We start from the raw sequence: 17,323 nt of genomic DNA, 5'->3' as shown, positions 1-17,323 counted from the left end.
CCTCTCTCGGGGCAAACCGTATAGCATTGCCGTGACGCGTGTGAACTGGCCCGGGGGCGCAACGGGAATTTTGATGATGTCGTCATATTCGACGCGGCGGACATTTTTCGCCGTCATAGCCGCTTTGGCGCTCGGTCTCGCCCCCGCGACGGCTCAGGATGCGCGGCGGGGCTATGTCCCGCCCGCGCGCGATACAATGCGTGCCGTCGCTGCCGAGCACGGCATGGTGGTGGCGCAGGAGAGGATATCCGCGCAGGTCGGCGCCGACATCCTGCGACGTGGCGGCAATGCCGTCGATGCCGCGGTCGCCACCGGCTTTGCGATGGCCGTGACCTATCCGCGCGCCGGCAATGTCGGCGGCGGCGGCTTCATGGTGATCCATTCCGCCGACCGCAATGAAGACATCACGATCGACTATCGCGAGACCGCCCCGGCCGCGACCACGCCGCAGATCTTTCTCGGACCGGATGGCAAGCCTGACGCGACCAAGTCACGCGATTCCGCGCTCGGCATCGGCGTGCCCGGCACCGTCGCAGGTCTCACGCTCGCATTGGAAAAATACGGCTCCGGCCAGTTCACGCTGGCGCAACTGCTCGAGCCGGCGATCGCACTCGCCCGCGACGGCTTTGCCGTCAGCGACGATATCGCCGATACGCTGCCGAGTTGGCACCGGCGGCTGGCGCGCTGGCCTTCCTCGGCCAAAATCTTCTCGCGTCCCGACGGCGCGCCGCTTGGCGAGGGCGACAGGCTGGTGCAAGCCGATCTCGCCGCAACGCTGTCGGCCGTCGCCGCACAGGGGCCGCGCGGCTTCTATGAAGGGCTAGTTGCGGAAAATCTCGCCAAGGCCGTGACTGAAGCCGGCGGCATCATGACGCCAGCCGACCTGAAAGCCTATCAGGCGGTGATCCGTGCGCCAGTGCGCGGCAGCTATCGCGGCTACGATATCGTCTCGATGCCGCTGCCCTCGTCCGGCGGCGTGGTGCTGGTGGAGACGCTCAACATCCTCGAAGGCTTTCAGCTCGCCGATCTGAAGCAGGGATCGCCGGCATCGCTGCATCTCTTGATCGAGGCCATGAAGCGCGCCTATGCGGACCGTGCGCGCTATCTCGGCGATCCCGCCTTCGTCAACGCACCGATCGAAACGCTGACCGCGAAGGACTACGCCACCAAGCTGCGCGCAGGCATCTCCGCCGATCGCGCCACGCCTTCGAAAGAGCTCGTTTCCGCTGCTGCCGCGCCGCGCGAAGGCAGCAACACCACGCACTTTTCCGTCGTCGACGGCCGCGGCAACGCCGTCAGCAACACCTATACGCTGAACTTCAGCTATGGCGTCGGTCTCGTTGCCGACGGCACCGGCGTGCTGCTCAACAACGAGCTCGACGACTTCACCGCGGCGGTGGGCGCGTCCAATGCCTATGGCCTCGTCGGCTTCGAGGCCAATCTGCCTGGGCCTGGAAAACGCCCGCTGTCCTCGATGTCGCCGACCATCGTGCTGCGAGGCGGCAAGCCGGTGCTGGTGACGGGCTCGCCTGGTGGCAGCCGCATCATCTCGACCGTGCTCCAGGTCATCGTGAACGTTCTCGACTACAAGATGGATGTGGCTGCTGCCGTTGCTACACCGCGGCTGCATCACCAATGGCTACCGGACGAGGTGCGCGTCGAGAGCGGCTTTCCCGGCGATGTCCTGTCCGAGCTGAAGGCGATGGGCCATCTCATCGTCGAGCCCATGGGACAGACATCGGCCAATTCAATTCTCGTGACTCGGAACGGGCCACTCGGCGCGCCAGACCCACGCACGCGAGGCGCAGAAGCAGCGGGCCAGTAACCACGTCGTTTGCGTGGCACGGCAGCGCGGGCTGGGCGGCTCGCAGAGCCGAACCCGGGATCTCGCTGAAAGTACCTTACCGCCCGACCTGATACGGCCCGCCCTTTTCGAGCGCGCGCGCATACGCTGGCCGCGCGTGGATGCGCTCCAGGAACGCCATCGCCTTGGGGTGGCCCTGCTCCAGCCCGCCGCGCGCTTGGGCTGCTTCCAGCGGAAAGCTCATCTGGATGTCGGCGGCGGTGAATTCGCTGCCCGCGAACCACTCGCTCTTGCCGAGCTCGCCTTCCCAGTAGTCCATGTGCTGCTTGAGCTGCGGATTGACCAGCGCGGTCAGCGCCTGGTTGCAGACCTTGCGGACCAGCGGGCGGAGCAGCGCCGGCGCGCGCTTCGGCATCAGCGTGAACAGCAGCTTCAAGAGCAGCGGCTGCATCGCCGACCCTTCCGCATAGTGCAGCCAATAGGTGTAGCGCAGACGTTCCGGCGTGTTCGGCGGCGGGATCAGCCGACCATTGCCGTAGGTGGCGATGAGATACTCGATGATCGCGCCAGACTCGGCGATGGTGTTGCCGTTGTCGGTGATGACCGGCGACTTGCCGAGCGGATGGATGGCGCGCAGCTCCTTCGGCGCGCGCATATCCGGCTGGCGCTGATAGCGCACGATCTCGTAGGGCACGCCCAACTCCTCGAGCAGCCACAGCACGCGCTGCGAGCGGGAATTGTTGAGGTGGTGAACGGTCAGCATCGCGCAGGTCCCCAGCTTGGCTTGGTCGGTTGCGCCGTTGGTGCCAGCCCGGGGACGCAATGTCGAGCCATCGGCGCGGATATTTTCACCCGGGTATATTGACGCCAGGAATTTACCCGGGTATTAAACTGCCAACGCGATCAATCTGGCAATGATTCCAATGCAAACGACCTTCACAGCCTTCATCGGCCAGCGCCGGCTGGCCTCGGGAGCGGCGGGCGACGTCGCACTCGCGGTCAAGCGGGCTGGGTCGCAGCCGGACCAGCCGATCATCATTTTCGACGACGGGACGGGGCGGTCGATTGATTTCGACCTGCGCGGCGAGGATCACGAGGTACTGGCGCGGCTGGCCAAGCTCATGCCGCCGCCACCGACCGAAGTCACCGGACCGCCGGGCGAGCCGCGCGGTCGAGGCCGGCCGAAGCTCGGCGTGGTCGCGCGCGAGGTGACTTTGCTGCCGCGGCACTGGGAGTGGCTCAACGCGCAAGCCGGCGGCGCCTCGGTCGCGCTGCGCAAGCTGGTCGACGAGGCCAGACGCGCCAGCGGCGACAAGGACCGCGAGCGGAAGGCGCGCGATGCAGCTTATCACTTCATGTCGACCATGGCCGGCAACCTGCCGCAGTTCGAGGAAGCCTCGCGCGCGCTGTTCGCGGATGACCGGCGGCGCTTCACCGGGCTGATCGCCGACTGGCCGACTGACATCCGCGATCACATCGTCAAGCTCGCCTACAGCGACCGCGCTTAAGGCGCGCGCAGCATTCACTCCATCAACGGCCGAGCCGCGCATCGCGCGGCAACGGCTTCGCACGCCCTGATGAAAGGCAAATCCATGTCCGCACCCGCACCGCTCTGGACCGTGTTCCTCCGCTTCCTCGCACCCTTGATGCTGAGCAATGCGCTGCAATCGCTGTTCGGAACCGTCAGCAACGTCTATCTCGGCCAGATGATCGGCATCGACGCGCTCGCCGCGGTCTCGGCCTTCTTTCCGGTGATGTTCTTCCTGTTCGCCTTCGTCATGGGCCTCAGCACCGGGGCCACCGTGCTGATCGGCCAGGCCTTTGGCGCGGGCGAGCACGGCCGGATCAAGCTCGTCGTCGGCACGACGCTCGCGATCGGTCTAATGCTCTCGGCAACGGTTGCACTCACTGGCGGGATCTTCAGCCGGCAATTGATGGTCATGCTTGCGACGCCCGCTGATATACTCGACCAGGCCAGCGCCTATGCCCGCATCATGCTGCTGACCATGCCGCTCGGCTTCGTCTTCCTGTTGATGACGGCGATGATCCGCGGTGTCGGCGACACCGTGACGCCGCTCCTCGCGCTGGCGCTGTCGACCGCGATCGGCCTGATCCTGACGCCGCTGCTGATCCGCGGCGCCTTCGGATTGCCGGCGGTGGGCATCACCAGTCCGGCATGGTCAGCTGCGATTGCCAACGCGCTGACGCTGAACGTGCTGGCCGTCTATCTGCTCCGGAAAAAGCACGCGCTGGCACCGGACGCGGCACTGCTGCGTCATCTGCGGCTCAACGGCGCCGTGCTCGGAAAAATCCTCGGCATTGGACTGCCGAGCGCGATTGGCATGGTGGTGATGGCGATTGCCGAGCTGGTGCTGCTTGGGCTCGTCAACGGCTTCGGCTCAAACGCCACGGCCGCGTATGGCGCGGTCAATCAGGTGATGGGCTACACACAGTTCACGGCGATGTCGATTTCGATCGCGGTCTCGATCCTCGGTGCGCAGGCGATCGGCGGCGGCGACAGGGCGCGGCTCGACGGCATCGTGAGCACCGGCCTTGCGTTCAACCTCGTGCTGACCGGCGGGCTGGTGGCGCTGATTTACCTGGTGCCGCGCGCCGTGCTCGGCATCTTCATCACCGACGGCGCCGTGCTCGATCTGGCGAAGGAACTGCTTTACATCGCCTTGTGGAGCTCGGTGCCGTTTGGCCTCGCCACGGTGTTTTCGGGCGCCATGCGCGCCGCCGGTGTCGCCTTGACGCCGATGCTGCTGGCGATCTTCGCCATCGTCGCGATTGAGCTGCCGTCTGCAGTGATCCTGAGCCGCACGATCGGCCTTAAGGGCGTATGGACCGCCTATCCGATCGTGTTCTGCGCCATGTTCGTTTTGCAGATGGGCTATTACCTTCTGGTGTGGCGCAAGCAGACGATCCGGCGTCTGATCTGACGGGAGCCATCAAGGTATTATGACCATCATTAAACGGTGGACCTGCGGCGCGGCCTACGCCAAAATGGATGAAAAGCGCCGCCAGGGAGATCGAATTTGACCCGCACAGCCCCGCAATTCCTGTTCGATTTCGGCAGCCCGAACGCCTATCTCAGCCATCTGGCGATCCCGGCGATCGAGCAACGCATCGGCGTCAAGTTCGAATATGTGCCGATCCTGCTCGGCGGCATCTTTAAGGCGACCAACAACAAGTCGCCGGCCGAGACGCTCGCCGGCATCAAGAACAAGCGTGAATTCCACGCGATCGAGACCGAGCGCTTCATCAAGCGCTTTAAGGTGCAGCCCTACGTCATGAATCCGTTCTTCCCCGTCAACACGCTGAACCTGATGCGCGCGGCGATCGCGGCGCAGCTCGAGGGCGTGTTCGAGGCCTATGTCGAAGCGGCCTTCCACCACATGTGGCGCGAGCCGAAGAAGATGGACGATCCCGAGATCGCCGCGAAGGCGCTGGCGTCATCCGGCCTCGATGCGCAAAAGCTGTTCGCCCGCGCGCAGGAACCCGAGGTGAAAGGCAGACTGATCAAAAACACCGAAGAGGCGGTGGCGCGCGGCGCGTTCGGCTCGCCGACCTTCTTCGTCGGCAATGAGATGTTCTTCGGCAAGGAGCAGCTGCGCGAGGTCGAGGAGATGGTGCTGGGGAAGTGATTTCCGTATTGCTTTGAAAGCTGGCAAGCTCCTCGCGTCGTCCTGGCGTTCGCCAGGACGACGGCAAAGAAGAAACAACAAGGACAATCCTCATGCGTATCCTCGTGGTCGGCGCCGGCGCCATCGGCGGCTATTTTGGTGGCAGGCTGTTGCAGGCCGGCCGCGACGTCACCTTCCTGGTCCGGCCGCGCCGCGCCAGCGAGCTCGCGAGCGCCGGCCTCGTCATCAAGAGCCCGAATGGCGATGTGACGCTGAAGAATCCGAAGACGGTGCAAGCGGACAAGCTCGCGGAAAAATTCGACGTCGTGCTGCTCAGCTGCAAGGCGTTCGACCTCGACGACGCCATCAAGTCGTTCGCGGCCGCCGTCGGGCCGAACACCACGATCATCCCCATGCTCAACGGCATGAAGCATCTCGACGTCCTCGACCAGAAATTCGGCGCCGGGCGGGTGCTGGGCGGGCTCTGCGCCATCGCCGCGACGCTGAACGAGAAGCGCGAGGTGGTGCAGCTGCAGCCGATGCAATCGATCAGTTACGGCGAGCGCGACGGCAAACTGTCGGACCGCGTCAAGGCGATCGACGAGGCTTTCAAGAGCGGCATCAATGGCGCCTCCGCCAGCCAGAACATCATGCAGGACATGTGGGAGAAGTGGGTGTTCCTCTCGACGCTCGCGGCGTCCACCAGCCTGATGCGCACCTCCGTCGGCAACATTCTCGCCGCCCCCGGCGGCAGGGATTTTCTGCTCGGCATGTTGGACGAGACCAGCGCGATCGCCGCTGCGTCGGGCTACGCACCTGGCGGACCATTCTTCGAGCGGGTGAAGGGCAATCTGACCACCGAGGGCTCGCCGATGACGGCATCCATGTTCCGCGACATCAAGGCGGGCCTGCCGGTCGAAGCCGATCACGTCATCGGCGATCTCATCGCGCGCGGAGATGCTGCCAAGGTGCCGGTGCCGAAGCTGCGCATCGCCTATACGCATCTGAAGGCGTATGAGAAGCAGCGAGCGGGGTAGGGCAGCTACACTCTCAGCTATCGTCCCGGACAAGCGAGCGATAGCGAGCGCTGATCCGGGACCGATAACCACAGCAAGTGGTTATTGCGCGAGACGGAAGCTACGAGTCTTCGCAAGACGCGATCCTGTGGCTATGGGTCTCGGATCGGCGCGCGCTTGAGGCGCGCTTGTCCGGGACGACGGCAGAGTTTGCCGCAACAGCCCCAGCTATTTCAGATGCGCAAGATAGTGCGAGACGGCGGTGATTTCCTCATCGCTCATGTGATAGGCGACATCGGCCATCGCGGCGACTCCGCCGCCGACGCGCTGGCCCGCTTTATAGTCGTGCAGCGCCTTGACCAGATATTCCTCGCGTTGACCCGCGAGCCGCGCCACCGCCTTGGTGCCGGCATAGCTGTCCGTGTGGCATGAGGCGCAGCGGCGGCCGGCAGCCACCTGCGCCCCCTTTTTCGACAGGTCCGGATTCCCGTCCTCCGGTCCCTTCGGCGGCATTAGCTGCGAAAAATAGGCGCCGAAATTGCGGATGTCCTCGTTGTTGATCTCCTCGACGATCGGCTGCATCTGCTCGTTCTTGCGCGAGCCGGCACGGAAGAACACCAGCTGCCATTGCAGGAATTGATCAGGCTGGCCGGCGAGCGAGGGAATGTTCTCGGTCTGCGAGATGCCGTTATCGCCGTGACAGCCGGCGCAGGCCGCCGCCTTCTCCTTGATCGCGGAATTATCGGCGGCGCCTACTGGAAGGGCGCCGGGCGTCAGGAGCGCAACCGCGCTGATTGCGTGCGAGATGAACTTCCGGCGCATGATGGGAATTCCGTTCTGTCGACTTCGTCATTCGGGGGCACGAGCCCGGAATCCATAACCCCCGCTCGTGGGTATGGGTTCCGGACTTGCGCGCAAGTCGCGCACAATCCGGAACGACGCATGAGACTTTGAGAATGAAAGAGGCTGCGACCGTCGCCCGGTCGCAGCCTTCCGTTACGTCGCGCTACTTCTTGCTGTAGCTGATGCGATAGATCGCGCCGGCCCAGTCATCGGCGACGAGGATCGAGCCGTCCTTGGCGAGAACGATGTCGGCGGGACGGCCGAGATAGCCCTGGTCACCCTCGAGCCAGCCGGAGGCGAAGATCTCCTGCTTGGGGTTCTTGCCGTCGGGCCCGACGATCACGCGTACGATGCGCGCGCCCTGATACTTGTGGCGATTCCAGGAGCCGTGTTCGGCGATCAGGATGTTGTTCTTGTACTCGGCGGGGAATTGGTCGCCGGTATAGAACTTCATGCCGAGCGGAGCGACATGCGCGCCGAGATTCAGCACCGGCGGCGTGAACTCGGAGCACTTGTGGCCCATCGCGAACTTGTCGTCGGGCAAATTACCCTGGTGGCAATAGGGATAGCCGAAATGCTCGCCGATCTTGCTGATCATGTTCAGCTTGTCTGAGGGCAGATCATCGCTGATCCAGTCGCGGGCATTCTCGGTGAACCAATATTTGCCGGTGCGCGGATCGACGTCGCCGCCGACGGAGTTGCGGACGCCGAGCGCCCAGATCTCGGCATTGCCGGTCTTGGGATCGACGCGCCGGATCTGCGCGACGCTGGTCGGCGGCATGCCGATATTGAAGGGCGGCCCGAACGGCAGGAAGAACCAGCCATCCTTGTCGACCGAGATGTATTTCCAGCCATGCGCGGCATAGGACGGCATGTCGTCGTAGACGACCTTGCCGTCGCCGAGCTTGTCGAGATTGGCTTCGGCGTCGTCGTAGCGGATCAGCTTGTCGACGGCGATGACGTAGAGCGCGCCGTCCTTGAAGGCGAGGCCGGTGGGCATGTTCAGCCCCTTGAGGACGGTCTTGACCTCCTTCTTTCCGTTGTTGTCCTTGATGGCATAGACGTTGCCGAGGCCGAACGAGCCGACGAACAGCGTGCCCTTGTCACCCCATGCCATTTGCCGCGCGGCCAGCACGCCGGGGGCGTAAACCTCGATCTTGAAGCCCGGCGGCAGCTTGATCTTCTTCATCATCGCCGCGAGCTCGGCCTCCGACGCACCGGTCGGCGGACCCGAAGGCGGTGCCAGGCCCTTCTGTGCCTCGGTCTCGTCGCCGAGGAACCAGTCGTCCGGCGGATGGGTCCAGAACTCCTTGGTGCCAGATTCGTATCTCTTCAGCGCCCTGTTCTTGTCCTGCTGTTGCGCATTGCCAGCGCTGGTCCCCGCGAGAAGGGCAACCGCTGCAAGCGCCACGACGGATCGAAAGACGGATTGATGGAATTTCATCGCGTCACTCCCCTAAGGCAGCCGTCAGGGCTGCACGTTATTTTATCTTGCTAGTCGAGAGGCGAAGTTTTGGGTCCGTCAGGACGACAGACGCAAAAAGGTTAGCACATCTGCGAACGGTGAGAAGCGCGCCGCGTGCACGCGATTGCGCTCCGAGAAAATTGAGACGGAACGTCAATGCGCAGCGAACGGAGCGACGACAACGCTCTCGCTGCAGCGCGGAATAAAGTTGGCGCGCGGATCGTTTGCAGGCGGCTCGCGGGGCGGATCATACAAAAAATGCGCAAACAACCCCATGCACAGTAGAACGGCTCAGGCCGGGTTGTTCTCGGTGACACCGGACAGACATTTGAAGCGTCGAGCAAAATAGCAATCGCGGCGCTCACGAAACGACGGGATAGGGCCCATCGTCGAACACCGTGTCATGATAGCCTTTCGACCCGATCTCGCGCGCCAGCGCGCTACGAAAATCGCGGTCACCATGCAAGCTGCGCAGCACATGCGCGAAGTCGAATTCGGGCCGCCAGCCCAGCTCGCGCCGCGCGCGTTCGTTGACATAGACGCGGTCGATCGCAGGGAAGAGGCGCCAGCCGCGCGCCGCATAGAGCTGCGCACAATCCGGATAGAGCTCGCGCACGACATTGGCGGCATCGCGCGCGAGCGCCGCGAGATGGCGTTGCTCAAACGGGCTCGTGGCCGAGACGATGTAGCGGGCAAACCCGATTCTGGGCGCGCGCTCGGCGGCGAGCAGGTGGGCGCTCACCGCATCCGCGATATCCAGCCGGCGATAGAGCAGCTCGTTGGCCTGCGCGTTCTCGGTTGTGTAAGCCGACCGCATCTCGGGATCGTCATCGGCTTCCGGAAAGAAGCGCGAGGTCCGCAGGATGACGACCGGCAGGGCACGCTCGCGAAAGAACAGCTCGCAGAGGTTTTCGGCCATCAGCTTGGTCGTGCCGTAGATGTTCTTTGGCACCGGCGGCAGGTCCTCGCTGACCCAGACGACAGCCTGTCCCGCCTCCGGCCTGAGCTGCGAGCCGAACGCGCTGGTGGTGCTGGTGAAGACGAAGCTCCTCACACCGGCGGCCGCGGCCGCCTCGAGCAGATTGAGCGTGCCGGTGACGTTGGTGTCGACGAAATCCTGCTTGCCGTGAGTCGCCACATGCGGCTTGTGCAGCGTCGCGGTGTGGATCACGGCAGTGACGCCGTCCATCTGGCGCCGGACGAAGGCTGGGTCGACGATGGAGCCGACGGCATCGGTGAAGGGCGATGGCTTCAGATCGATCCCGCGCGCGGACGAGCCGCGCGCCCGGAGTGTCCGCAAGATGGCCTCCCCGAGATGACCGGCGCTGCCCGTGACCAGAATTGTCATGCAAAACCCAATACAGCCGCCAGCGGCGCGGAAAACCACGGCCCGACCCGGTTTGGCTGGATGCTCTGGGAACAATTGGAGCGGGCGAAGGGGCTCGAACCCTCGACCCCGACCTTGGCAAGGTCGTGCTCTACCACTGAGCTACACCCGCATCCTGTGTCGGTCGCGTGACGCGCCGGCAACGGCTGTCGTATGCCAAAAGCGGGAGGGGAATGCAACAGCTACCGGCGGCATAGATTCGCAATCGGAGGCCCGATATGGACCCTGAATGCGACCAAATCGCCCGAAACTGCTCCGGAACCGGCGAATCGGCCGCAATGGATTGAAATTCGGCCGTCCCGGCCCAATTTAGGAGCCGACGACGCGCATCTACATCGACGACGTGCTAAACAGCCGCCATTCCAGACATGACGAGGGGATCCCGTGACGATCATCGACCAGGGTAACGGAGCGGCGGGCCCGGCCGCCGCCGATCTGATCAAGGACACCACCACCCAGACCTTCGTGAAGGACGTCATCGAGGAATCGAAGCGCCAGCCGGTGCTGATCGATTTCTGGGCGGAGTGGTGCGGCCCCTGCAAGCAGCTCACCCCGGTCCTGGAAAAGGCGGTCAAGGCGGCCAAGGGTAAGGTCAAGCTGGTCAAGATGAACATCGACCAGCACCCGGCGATTCCGGGCCAGATGGGCATCCAGTCGATCCCGGCCGTGATCGCCTTCGTCAACGGCCAGCCGGCCGACGGCTTCATGGGCGCGGTGCCCGAAAGCCAGCTCAACGCCTTCATCGAAAAGCTGACCAAGGGCGTGACCGCGCCGGGCGAGGTCAACGTCGCTGAGATCGTGCAGGAGGCCGAGGCCGTGCTCGCCGAGGGCGACACGGCTGCGGCCGCGCAGATCTATGCCGAGGCGCTCCAGCATGATTCGACCAACATCGCGGCGCTTGCGGGCCTTGCGAAGTGCTACGCGGTGTCCGGCGCGATGGAGCAGGCCAAGCAGACGCTGGCCATGGTGCCGGAATCCAAGCGCAACGATCCCGCTGTGAAAGCGGTGCAGACCACGATCGACCTCGCCGAGCAGGCGGAAGCGCTGGGACCGGTGGCCGAGCTGGAACAGAAAGTCGCCGCAAACCCGCTCGATCATCAGGCACGATTCGATCTCGCCACCGCGCTCAATGCGCAAGGCAACCGCGCGGCCGCCACCGAGCAGTTGCTCGAGATCATCAAGCGCGACCGCAAGTGGAACGACGACGGCGCCCGCAAGCAGCTGGTGCAGTTCTTCGAGGCCTGGGGCGGCACGGATGATGCAACCGTTGAGGGACGCAAGCGTTTGTCGACGATCCTATTTTCGTAGGGCGTGCTGGCAACGCCAGGGGGACCGGGCAGATGCCGATCAACATCGAATATCGCGGGCCCGCCGACCTTCCGGAGATCATTCCGGTATTTCCGCTGCCCGGCGCGCTGCTGCTGCCCCGCGGCCAGATGCCGCTGAACATCTTCGAGCCGCGCTACCTTTCGATGGTCGACGATGCCTTCCGTGACGGCCATCGCCTGATCGGCATGATCCAGCCCGATGTGGCGCACTCGCCGAAGGATTCCGACAAGCCGGCGCTGTTCCGCGTCGGCTGCGTCGGCCGCATCACCCAGCTCGCAGAGTCCGGCGATGGCCGCTACATCCTCGAGCTCACGGGCGTCTCGCGCTTCAAGGTGGTCGAGGAGCTCGACGTGCTGACCGCCTACCGGCAGTGCAAGGTGGATTTCTTCGCCTTCGTCGACGATTTCACCGCGCGCATGGGCGAGGACCAGGTCGATCGCGAAGCGCTGCTGGCGGTGCTGGCGGACTTCCTGAAGGCCAACAACCTCAAGGTCGATTGGGAGGGCGTCGAGAGCGCTCCCAACGAGGCACTGGTCAACGCGTTGGCAATGATGTCGCCCTATGGACCCGCGGAGAAGCAGGCCATGCTGGAGGCACCCGACTTGAAGACCCGCGCCGAGATCCTGATCGCTGTCACCGAGATGGACCTCGCCAAGAAGCGCACCAGCGGCGATCCACCGCTGCAGTGACGGCCTGAATCCTCACGCAGCGCGGATGGCCGCTCCGGAATCTTCCCGCAGCATTGTGGCGATGTCGGATGAAGGCATCGGCCGGCTGAAATAGTAGCCTTGCGTTTCGGCGCACCCCTCTTCGCGGAGGATATCCAGCTGCTCCTTCGTTTCGACGCCTTCGGCGGTCGTCGTCTTGCCGAGGCTGACGGCGAAACGAACCACTGCTCGCGCGAGATGGTGCGCCTCTGCCCTCGCGCTGGATAGTTCGCCCACGAAACTGCGGTCGATCTTGACCTTGTCGAACGGGAATCTTTGCAGAAAGCTCAACGATGAATAGCCCGTGCCGAAATCGTCCAGGGCGATTCGCACGCCGAGCTCGCGCAGCTGAGCGAGGACCGCAAAAACAGCGTCGCTGTCATGCATGATTACGGTCTCGGTGACCTCGAGCTCGAGCCTGTGCGGCGCAATTCCTGAACTCGCCAGCGCGCCGACAACGACCGGAACAAGCTCCGTGCTCCTGAATTGAGCGGGAGACAGGTTGATTGCGATCCTGACATAGGCAGGCCATTTGGCAGCTTCCGCGCAGGCGGTCCGCAAGACCCATTCTCCCAGCGGCACGATCAAGCCGGTTTCCTCCGCAAGCGGAATGAATTCGCTCGGCAGGACCAGGCCTCGCTGCGGGTGATGCCAGCGTAGCAAGGCCTCGAAGCCGATGGTCTTGCCGGTAGCAGCGCCGACGAACGGCTGGTAGTGAAGCTCGAATTGACGGCCGGCAAGCGCATCCCGCATGTCGCGCTCCAGATTGCGTCGCGCATGCATGAGCTCGTCGAGTTCCGGCTCGAAGAAGCGAAATGCTCCGCGTCCGCCACTCTTGGCCGAGTAGAGCGCGAGATCCGCGCTCTTCATGATCACGTCGGAATCGTTGCCATCGCGCGGCGCGATGGCGATGCCGATGCTGGTGCCCACCGTGACCCGGTGATCGCCGAGATCGAAGGGTTCGCAAAGTGCCTTTCTGATGTTCTCGGCGAGGGCGGCGGCCTCCACGGCCGGGTTGGTCACGTAATCGATCACCGCGAACTCGTCGCCACCCAGTCGAGCAATCAACGCCGTTTCCGTGGTGCATTCGCGCAGACGCTCAGCGACGGCGCGCAGCAGGGAATCGCCCGCCGGATGTCCAAGCGTGTCGTTGACTTCCTTGAAGCGATCGAGGTCGAGCATGAGCACGGCCAGATCGAGGCCGCCGTTGCGCGTAACGGCAATGGCATGCTCCATACGTTCCCTGAGCAGCACGCGATTTGGCAGATCGGTCAGCGCGTCGTGTTGCGCCATATGAGTGATCTTGGCCTCGGACCGGCGTTGCTCGGTCACATCGAGATGAGTGGCCACCCATCCGCCACCGGTCATCGGCTGTCGCGTCACGCGGATCAGCCGACCATCCGCAAACTCGTCGATCCTGCTCGAGACTGCATCGAACGGCAGGGCCGCCAATTTCGAGATGAATTGCTCGGCAGCACCCTCGCTGGAATCGCCCTTGAGGATTCCCTTCACAATACGATGCCTGATGATCTCGGTGTGCGATGTCCCCGTCCGCAGCAGTTCCGGCGGCAGCCGATACAGTCGGGCATAACGCTCGTTGCAGACGACAAGCCGCTTTTCGGCATCGAACATGCAAAGGCCCTCGACCATGTGGTTGATCGCAGTGTCCAGCCTGACCGTCTGGTCCTGCAGTTCCTGCTGGGAGTCTTCAAGCTGCTGCCGGGCGTCCGAAAGCTGGCTGATGATCTCCTCGAATTTGGCGGTTCTGCTTGCCAGGCGACGATCGGCCAGCACGCCGATCAGGCTCATGCCCAGCACAGATAGCGCCACACCGGCGATAGCAAGCGCGAGCACGGCCGGAGACAGCGACAGGGCGCCCGTCGCACGCGTTGGATCCGGCGTGATCTGCACGGCGCCCATGGCCGTGAAGTGGTGCGATACGATGGCGAGTGTCAGCAGGACCGCCGCGGCGAGCGTGCCCCGGTAATTCTGATACCTGATCGCGACGGCCAGAGCGGCATAGCCGAGGCACATGGCCAGAATGATCGAGACGAATACGAGGTCCAGTGACCAGCTAACCCGACCCGGCACTTCAAGTGCCCACATTCCGAGATAGTGCATGCTGGCGATGCCGCCGCCGATGATGACGCCGCCGGCCGCCGCGCGCCACCGGCCGGAATCGCCGACCGTAACGCCGAAGCCCCCCGAGGTCAGAAGCATTGCCGTCGCAAGCGAAAGTGCCGTCAGCACGATTCCGTAGCCGGTGGTAACGCCGGGCTCGTAGGCAAGCATGGCGACGAAATGCGTCGCCCAAATTCCGTATCCGATGGCAGCGCCGGCAATCGCGACCCAGATCAGCCGCGTTCTTGCATGCGCCGCGATCGCACGATGGAAGATACTGACTGCAACAATACTCGCGACGAAGCAGACCAGGCCGGCGAGCACGACGAGCCGGAAATCATGCTCGACGGTAAGGCAGGACAAAACGCGGAACATCCAATATCGCTCCATCGCCAATAGTGTCGATGGTGGACGGGCTAAACGTCGTTCGCGTTAATTTCGTGCAACGTCTGATTGCATGCTTACCGCCACGTTAATGCTCCCCGCGCAATTCGATTTTGCCGAGCATCGCGAATGTCTTACCGCAGTCGCGCCCAAGCTGAGGGAACAACACGTGCGACGATGGCAAGGTAATCCTAGAGGCGATTGCGAATGTGCTTGCGCCCGGTGAACATCGCGCGGATCAGGTTCTCGCGCTGGAGAATCCCCATCAGCAGCACGCCGAGCACGTGCAGCACGACCAGGACGATGACCGCGTCCGATGAGTAATGGTGGGTATCCTCGACCCACCAGACGCCGAAAAAGGTGACGGTCACCGACATCGCGCCCGTGATCGTCGACACCGCCAGCGAAACCAGCAGCGCCACCAGCATCAAGGTACCGGCGGGGTTGAGCCCGATATAGCGGCCGGTGATGCCGCGGCGCAGATTCCAGAGATAGTGTGGTGCGGCGCGCAGCCTGACGCCGACCATCCGGAAGCGCGAATAGCGGCTTCCCATCAAGCCCCAGATCAGGCGGAAGGCGAGGAGGCCGATGACCGCATAGCCAACGATGCGGTGAAGGCCGTCATAGACGGTCGGCGTGAACCACGCCATCAGAACTGAGATCGCAAGAAGCCAATGCCAGAGGCGCAGCGGGAGGTCCCAGACCGCGACCGTCCGCGAAACGATTCGATTCGCGGGGGTCCTGTCGGACGCCCCGCGCGTTTGTCGCGCCGCTTCTTCCATCAAGCCCGTTTCGCTTTGGGGCTCACTTGCCGCAGGTTACTTGCGCAGCTTACTTGGCAATCGTGTGCTTCAAGCTGAGGTCTTCGGGGCTGTAGAACAGCTCATAGAGCTTGCCTTCCTTGACGCCATAGACCTCATAGCACGAGCCTTCGATCTTGGAGCGCCGCACCTCGTAGCCCAGCGCCTTGGCCTTGGCTTCGGCTTCGCTGGCCGGCTTCCACGACGCCTTGTCGAGCTTGGTGCAGTCCTTGAAACCGTCGGCCATGGCCGCCGATCCCATACCAATCCCGATCGTCAGCGCAATGGCAACAACACGAATGACCTTCACGAACATCTCCTTCTCTGTGCGCTGTGTGCTCAGCGCGAAGCGCAGCCGAAGGAAGCAAAGGTGAAGGTGAAGTCAATCCGGTTCGGGGGTGACCAATCTTAGATTCATTCTAACGGTCGTCAAAAGATCAGCGCTCTCCGTATGCAGCGCGCATTTGAAGCGCCGCTGCGGCCTTACGCCTCACGGGCCAAGACGCGGGTGTCGCTAGTAGCCGGCAACCGCAAGCGCCACGACAGCACCCATGCCGACCCAGCCAAAGTGGCGGCCGCGCGTCGCCAAGGCATTGGCGAGTGCCGCGAAGCCGAACACGACGGCGAGCGTGACGATGATCCAGTGCCGGGCGAGGTTGGATTGCATCCAGGGTGCCGCGAGCAGCAGTACGCCGCCGCCGATCCACGCCACCGTGCCGGCCTGCCACACCAAGCGGATCAGCGTACGAAGGCGCGGCGGTTCGATCGTGGCCCGCGCGAATACCTTGGTCTCGCCGAGCATGCCGTGGATCAGCGCCAGCACGATCGCGGCGGCGCCGGAGCATTGCAACAGGAGGTCGCGCATGACGGAAACTCCCGATCCATCCAGTTGTCCATACAGTCGTGTATGGTATGGACCCACGCGCGGTGATCTGTCAATACACTCGTGTATGGTCCTGATCATCGGGAACCCGCCATGACCGAACAGCTCTCCGCCGACGACTGGATCAAGGAGGGGCTCAAGGCGCTCGCCAGAAGCGGTTTTACGGCGCTGAAAGCCGATCCGCTCGCCAAGGCCATGGGCGTGTCGCGCGGCAGCTTCTACTGGCATTTTGCCGATCTCGGCGCCTTCCACGCCGCCTTGCTGAAGCGCTGGCGCGAGATCGCGGCCGAGCAGATCATCGCCGACGTCGAGGCCGGCAGTGACGAGCCGCTGAATGCCCTGTTGCGAAGATCCTTCGGCGCGCGGCTCGACCTCGAGCGCGCCGTGCGCAACTGGGCGGCGTTCGATGCGGCCGCGCAAGGCGCAGTCCGCGCGATCGACCGCCGCAGGCTCGACTATATCGAGGCGCTGCTGAAGCAGCGGGGGCTCGACCCGGCGATGGCGCAGGCGCGCTCGCAGATCCTGTACTGGACGTTTCTCGGCTTCGCCTTGTCGGGCGCGCCGGTGCCGCCGACGCGGCTCCAGGCCCTGCTCGACGAGCTCTTGCGGATGGTCTCCGCTTAGATTCTTATTTTGACGCGTTTTCTTTCCGCGAACCGGTACCCATTTCGCTGGAAAACGCTTTGGCAGCCGCGATGGGCGGATGCGAATTTCTGTGCTAGAGGCAGCCGACTGCCGGAGACCATCCATGAACGCGCCCACCGAACGCCCCGAAGCCAGCGTCGATCCGAAACTGCTGGAGATTCTGGTCTGCCCGCTGACCAAGGGCCCGCTGGAGTTCGACGCCGCACGGCAGGAGCTGATCTCGCGCAGCGCCAAGCTCGCTTATCCGATCCGCGACGGCATCCCGATCATGCTACCGGAAGAGGCGCGCAAGATCGATTGAGATAAGCGAGAG

The 17,323-nt window shown here is 63.8% G+C and carries 17 protein-coding genes and 1 tRNA gene; 9 read left to right on the top strand and 9 right to left on the bottom strand.

All coding sequences use genetic code 11. The features are described 5' to 3' along the window. Positions 1 to 73 precede the first annotated feature (73 nt). Positions 74 to 1,825 carry a gamma-glutamyltransferase gene (gene ggt / locus LRP30_RS00250; RefSeq protein ID WP_249758977.1) on the top strand — a complete coding sequence of 584 codons (1,752 nt, stop codon included), beginning with the start codon at positions 74 to 76 and terminating at the stop codon, positions 1,823 to 1,825. Positions 1,826 to 1,901: 76 nt separating this feature from the next. Here the strand turns inward: ggt and LRP30_RS00245 are convergent, their stop codons facing one another. Continuing rightward, positions 1,902 to 2,567, bottom strand: a complete 666-nt coding sequence (locus LRP30_RS00245) for a glutathione S-transferase (protein WP_036038860.1) — start codon at positions 2,565 to 2,567, stop codon at positions 1,902 to 1,904. Between the two features lie 160 nt (positions 2,568 to 2,727). Here LRP30_RS00245 and LRP30_RS00240 point away from each other — a divergent pair, with 160 nt between their 5' ends. From LRP30_RS00240 to panE, 4 genes are all read left to right on the top strand, one after another. After that, positions 2,728 to 3,312, top strand: a complete 585-nt coding sequence (locus tag LRP30_RS00240) for a DUF2239 family protein (RefSeq protein ID WP_249758976.1) — start codon at positions 2,728 to 2,730, stop codon at positions 3,310 to 3,312. Between the two features lie 84 nt (positions 3,313 to 3,396). Beyond that, on the top strand, positions 3,397 to 4,746 hold the full coding sequence (locus LRP30_RS00235; RefSeq protein ID WP_249758975.1) for an MATE family efflux transporter: 1,350 nt from the start codon (positions 3,397 to 3,399) through the stop codon (positions 4,744 to 4,746). Between the two features lie 96 nt (positions 4,747 to 4,842). Next, entirely contained in the window at positions 4,843 to 5,451 is a 609-nt protein-coding gene (locus tag LRP30_RS00230) for a 2-hydroxychromene-2-carboxylate isomerase (RefSeq protein WP_091883062.1), read from the top strand. Positions 5,452 to 5,543: 92 nt separating this feature from the next. After that, complete coding sequence (gene panE / locus LRP30_RS00225) at positions 5,544 to 6,467, top strand: 2-dehydropantoate 2-reductase (RefSeq protein WP_249758974.1); 924 nt, start codon at positions 5,544 to 5,546, stop codon at positions 6,465 to 6,467. Positions 6,468 to 6,674: 207 nt separating this feature from the next. On the opposite strand, the gene LRP30_RS00220 is transcribed toward panE, so the two are convergent. The 4 genes from LRP30_RS00220 to LRP30_RS00205 all read right to left on the bottom strand — a co-directional run bounded on the left by LRP30_RS00220 (position 6,675) and on the right by LRP30_RS00205 (position 10,253). Next, positions 6,675 to 7,268 carry a c-type cytochrome gene (locus tag LRP30_RS00220; RefSeq protein WP_249758973.1) on the bottom strand — a complete coding sequence of 198 codons (594 nt, stop codon included), beginning with the start codon at positions 7,266 to 7,268 and terminating at the stop codon, positions 6,675 to 6,677. A 184-nt stretch (positions 7,269 to 7,452) separates the two neighbouring features. Continuing rightward, positions 7,453 to 8,733, bottom strand: coding sequence for a PQQ-dependent sugar dehydrogenase (locus LRP30_RS00215; RefSeq protein ID WP_249758972.1), 1,281 nt, complete (start codon positions 8,731 to 8,733; stop codon positions 7,453 to 7,455). Between the two features lie 382 nt (positions 8,734 to 9,115). After that, positions 9,116 to 10,102: an NAD(P)-dependent oxidoreductase gene (locus LRP30_RS00210; protein WP_164940045.1), complete on the bottom strand. Its 987-nt coding sequence runs from the start codon at positions 10,100 to 10,102 to the stop codon at positions 9,116 to 9,118. A gap of 76 nt (positions 10,103 to 10,178) precedes the next feature. Next, positions 10,179 to 10,253, bottom strand: a tRNA-Gly gene (locus tag LRP30_RS00205). Positions 10,254 to 10,525: 272 nt separating this feature from the next. On the opposite strand from LRP30_RS00205, the gene trxA reads away from it, so the two are divergent. Together trxA and LRP30_RS00195 are read left to right on the top strand one after the other, a co-directional pair. Beyond that, a complete protein-coding gene (gene trxA / locus LRP30_RS00200; RefSeq protein ID WP_128944581.1) occupies positions 10,526 to 11,449 on the top strand; it encodes a thioredoxin in 924 nt (307 codons plus the stop codon). A 32-nt stretch (positions 11,450 to 11,481) separates the two neighbouring features. Beyond that, complete coding sequence (locus LRP30_RS00195) at positions 11,482 to 12,159, top strand: LON peptidase substrate-binding domain-containing protein (RefSeq protein ID WP_091882705.1); 678 nt, start codon at positions 11,482 to 11,484, stop codon at positions 12,157 to 12,159. 12 nt (positions 12,160 to 12,171) lie between these two features. On the opposite strand, the gene LRP30_RS00190 is transcribed toward LRP30_RS00195, so the two are convergent. The 4 genes from LRP30_RS00190 to LRP30_RS00175 all read right to left on the bottom strand — a co-directional run bounded on the left by LRP30_RS00190 (position 12,172) and on the right by LRP30_RS00175 (position 16,347). Next, the gene (locus LRP30_RS00190) at positions 12,172 to 14,673 is read right to left on the bottom strand and encodes an EAL domain-containing protein (protein ID WP_249758971.1); all 2,502 of its coding nucleotides are present in this window, start codon (positions 14,671 to 14,673) and stop codon (positions 12,172 to 12,174) included. 200 nt (positions 14,674 to 14,873) lie between these two features. Continuing rightward, a complete protein-coding gene (locus tag LRP30_RS00185) occupies positions 14,874 to 15,464 on the bottom strand; it encodes a cytochrome b/b6 domain-containing protein (protein WP_128942204.1) in 591 nt (196 codons plus the stop codon). Positions 15,465 to 15,513: 49 nt separating this feature from the next. Beyond that, positions 15,514 to 15,792, bottom strand: a complete 279-nt coding sequence (locus tag LRP30_RS00180; RefSeq protein WP_091882699.1) for a PepSY domain-containing protein — start codon at positions 15,790 to 15,792, stop codon at positions 15,514 to 15,516. Positions 15,793 to 15,996: 204 nt separating this feature from the next. After that, positions 15,997 to 16,347 carry a hypothetical protein gene (locus LRP30_RS00175; protein ID WP_249758970.1) on the bottom strand — a complete coding sequence of 117 codons (351 nt, stop codon included), beginning with the start codon at positions 16,345 to 16,347 and terminating at the stop codon, positions 15,997 to 15,999. Positions 16,348 to 16,458: 111 nt separating this feature from the next. Here LRP30_RS00175 and LRP30_RS00170 point away from each other — a divergent pair, with 111 nt between their 5' ends. Continuing rightward, positions 16,459 to 16,989 (top strand): TetR/AcrR family transcriptional regulator, encoded by a 531-nt coding sequence (locus tag LRP30_RS00170; RefSeq protein WP_249758969.1) that lies wholly within the window; start codon positions 16,459 to 16,461, stop codon positions 16,987 to 16,989. 124 nt (positions 16,990 to 17,113) lie between these two features. Next, positions 17,114 to 17,311 carry a Trm112 family protein gene (locus LRP30_RS00165; protein WP_028133418.1) on the top strand — a complete coding sequence of 66 codons (198 nt, stop codon included), beginning with the start codon at positions 17,114 to 17,116 and terminating at the stop codon, positions 17,309 to 17,311. The last annotated feature ends 12 nt before the right edge of the window (positions 17,312 to 17,323 follow it).

Source organism: Bradyrhizobium sp. C-145 (genome assembly GCF_023375135.1).
GTDB classification, from domain to species: Bacteria; Pseudomonadota; Alphaproteobacteria; order Rhizobiales; family Xanthobacteraceae; genus Bradyrhizobium; species Bradyrhizobium zhanjiangense.
Note: the sequence above shows the minus strand (reverse complement) of the source record. Positions and strands in the feature narration are given on the sequence as shown.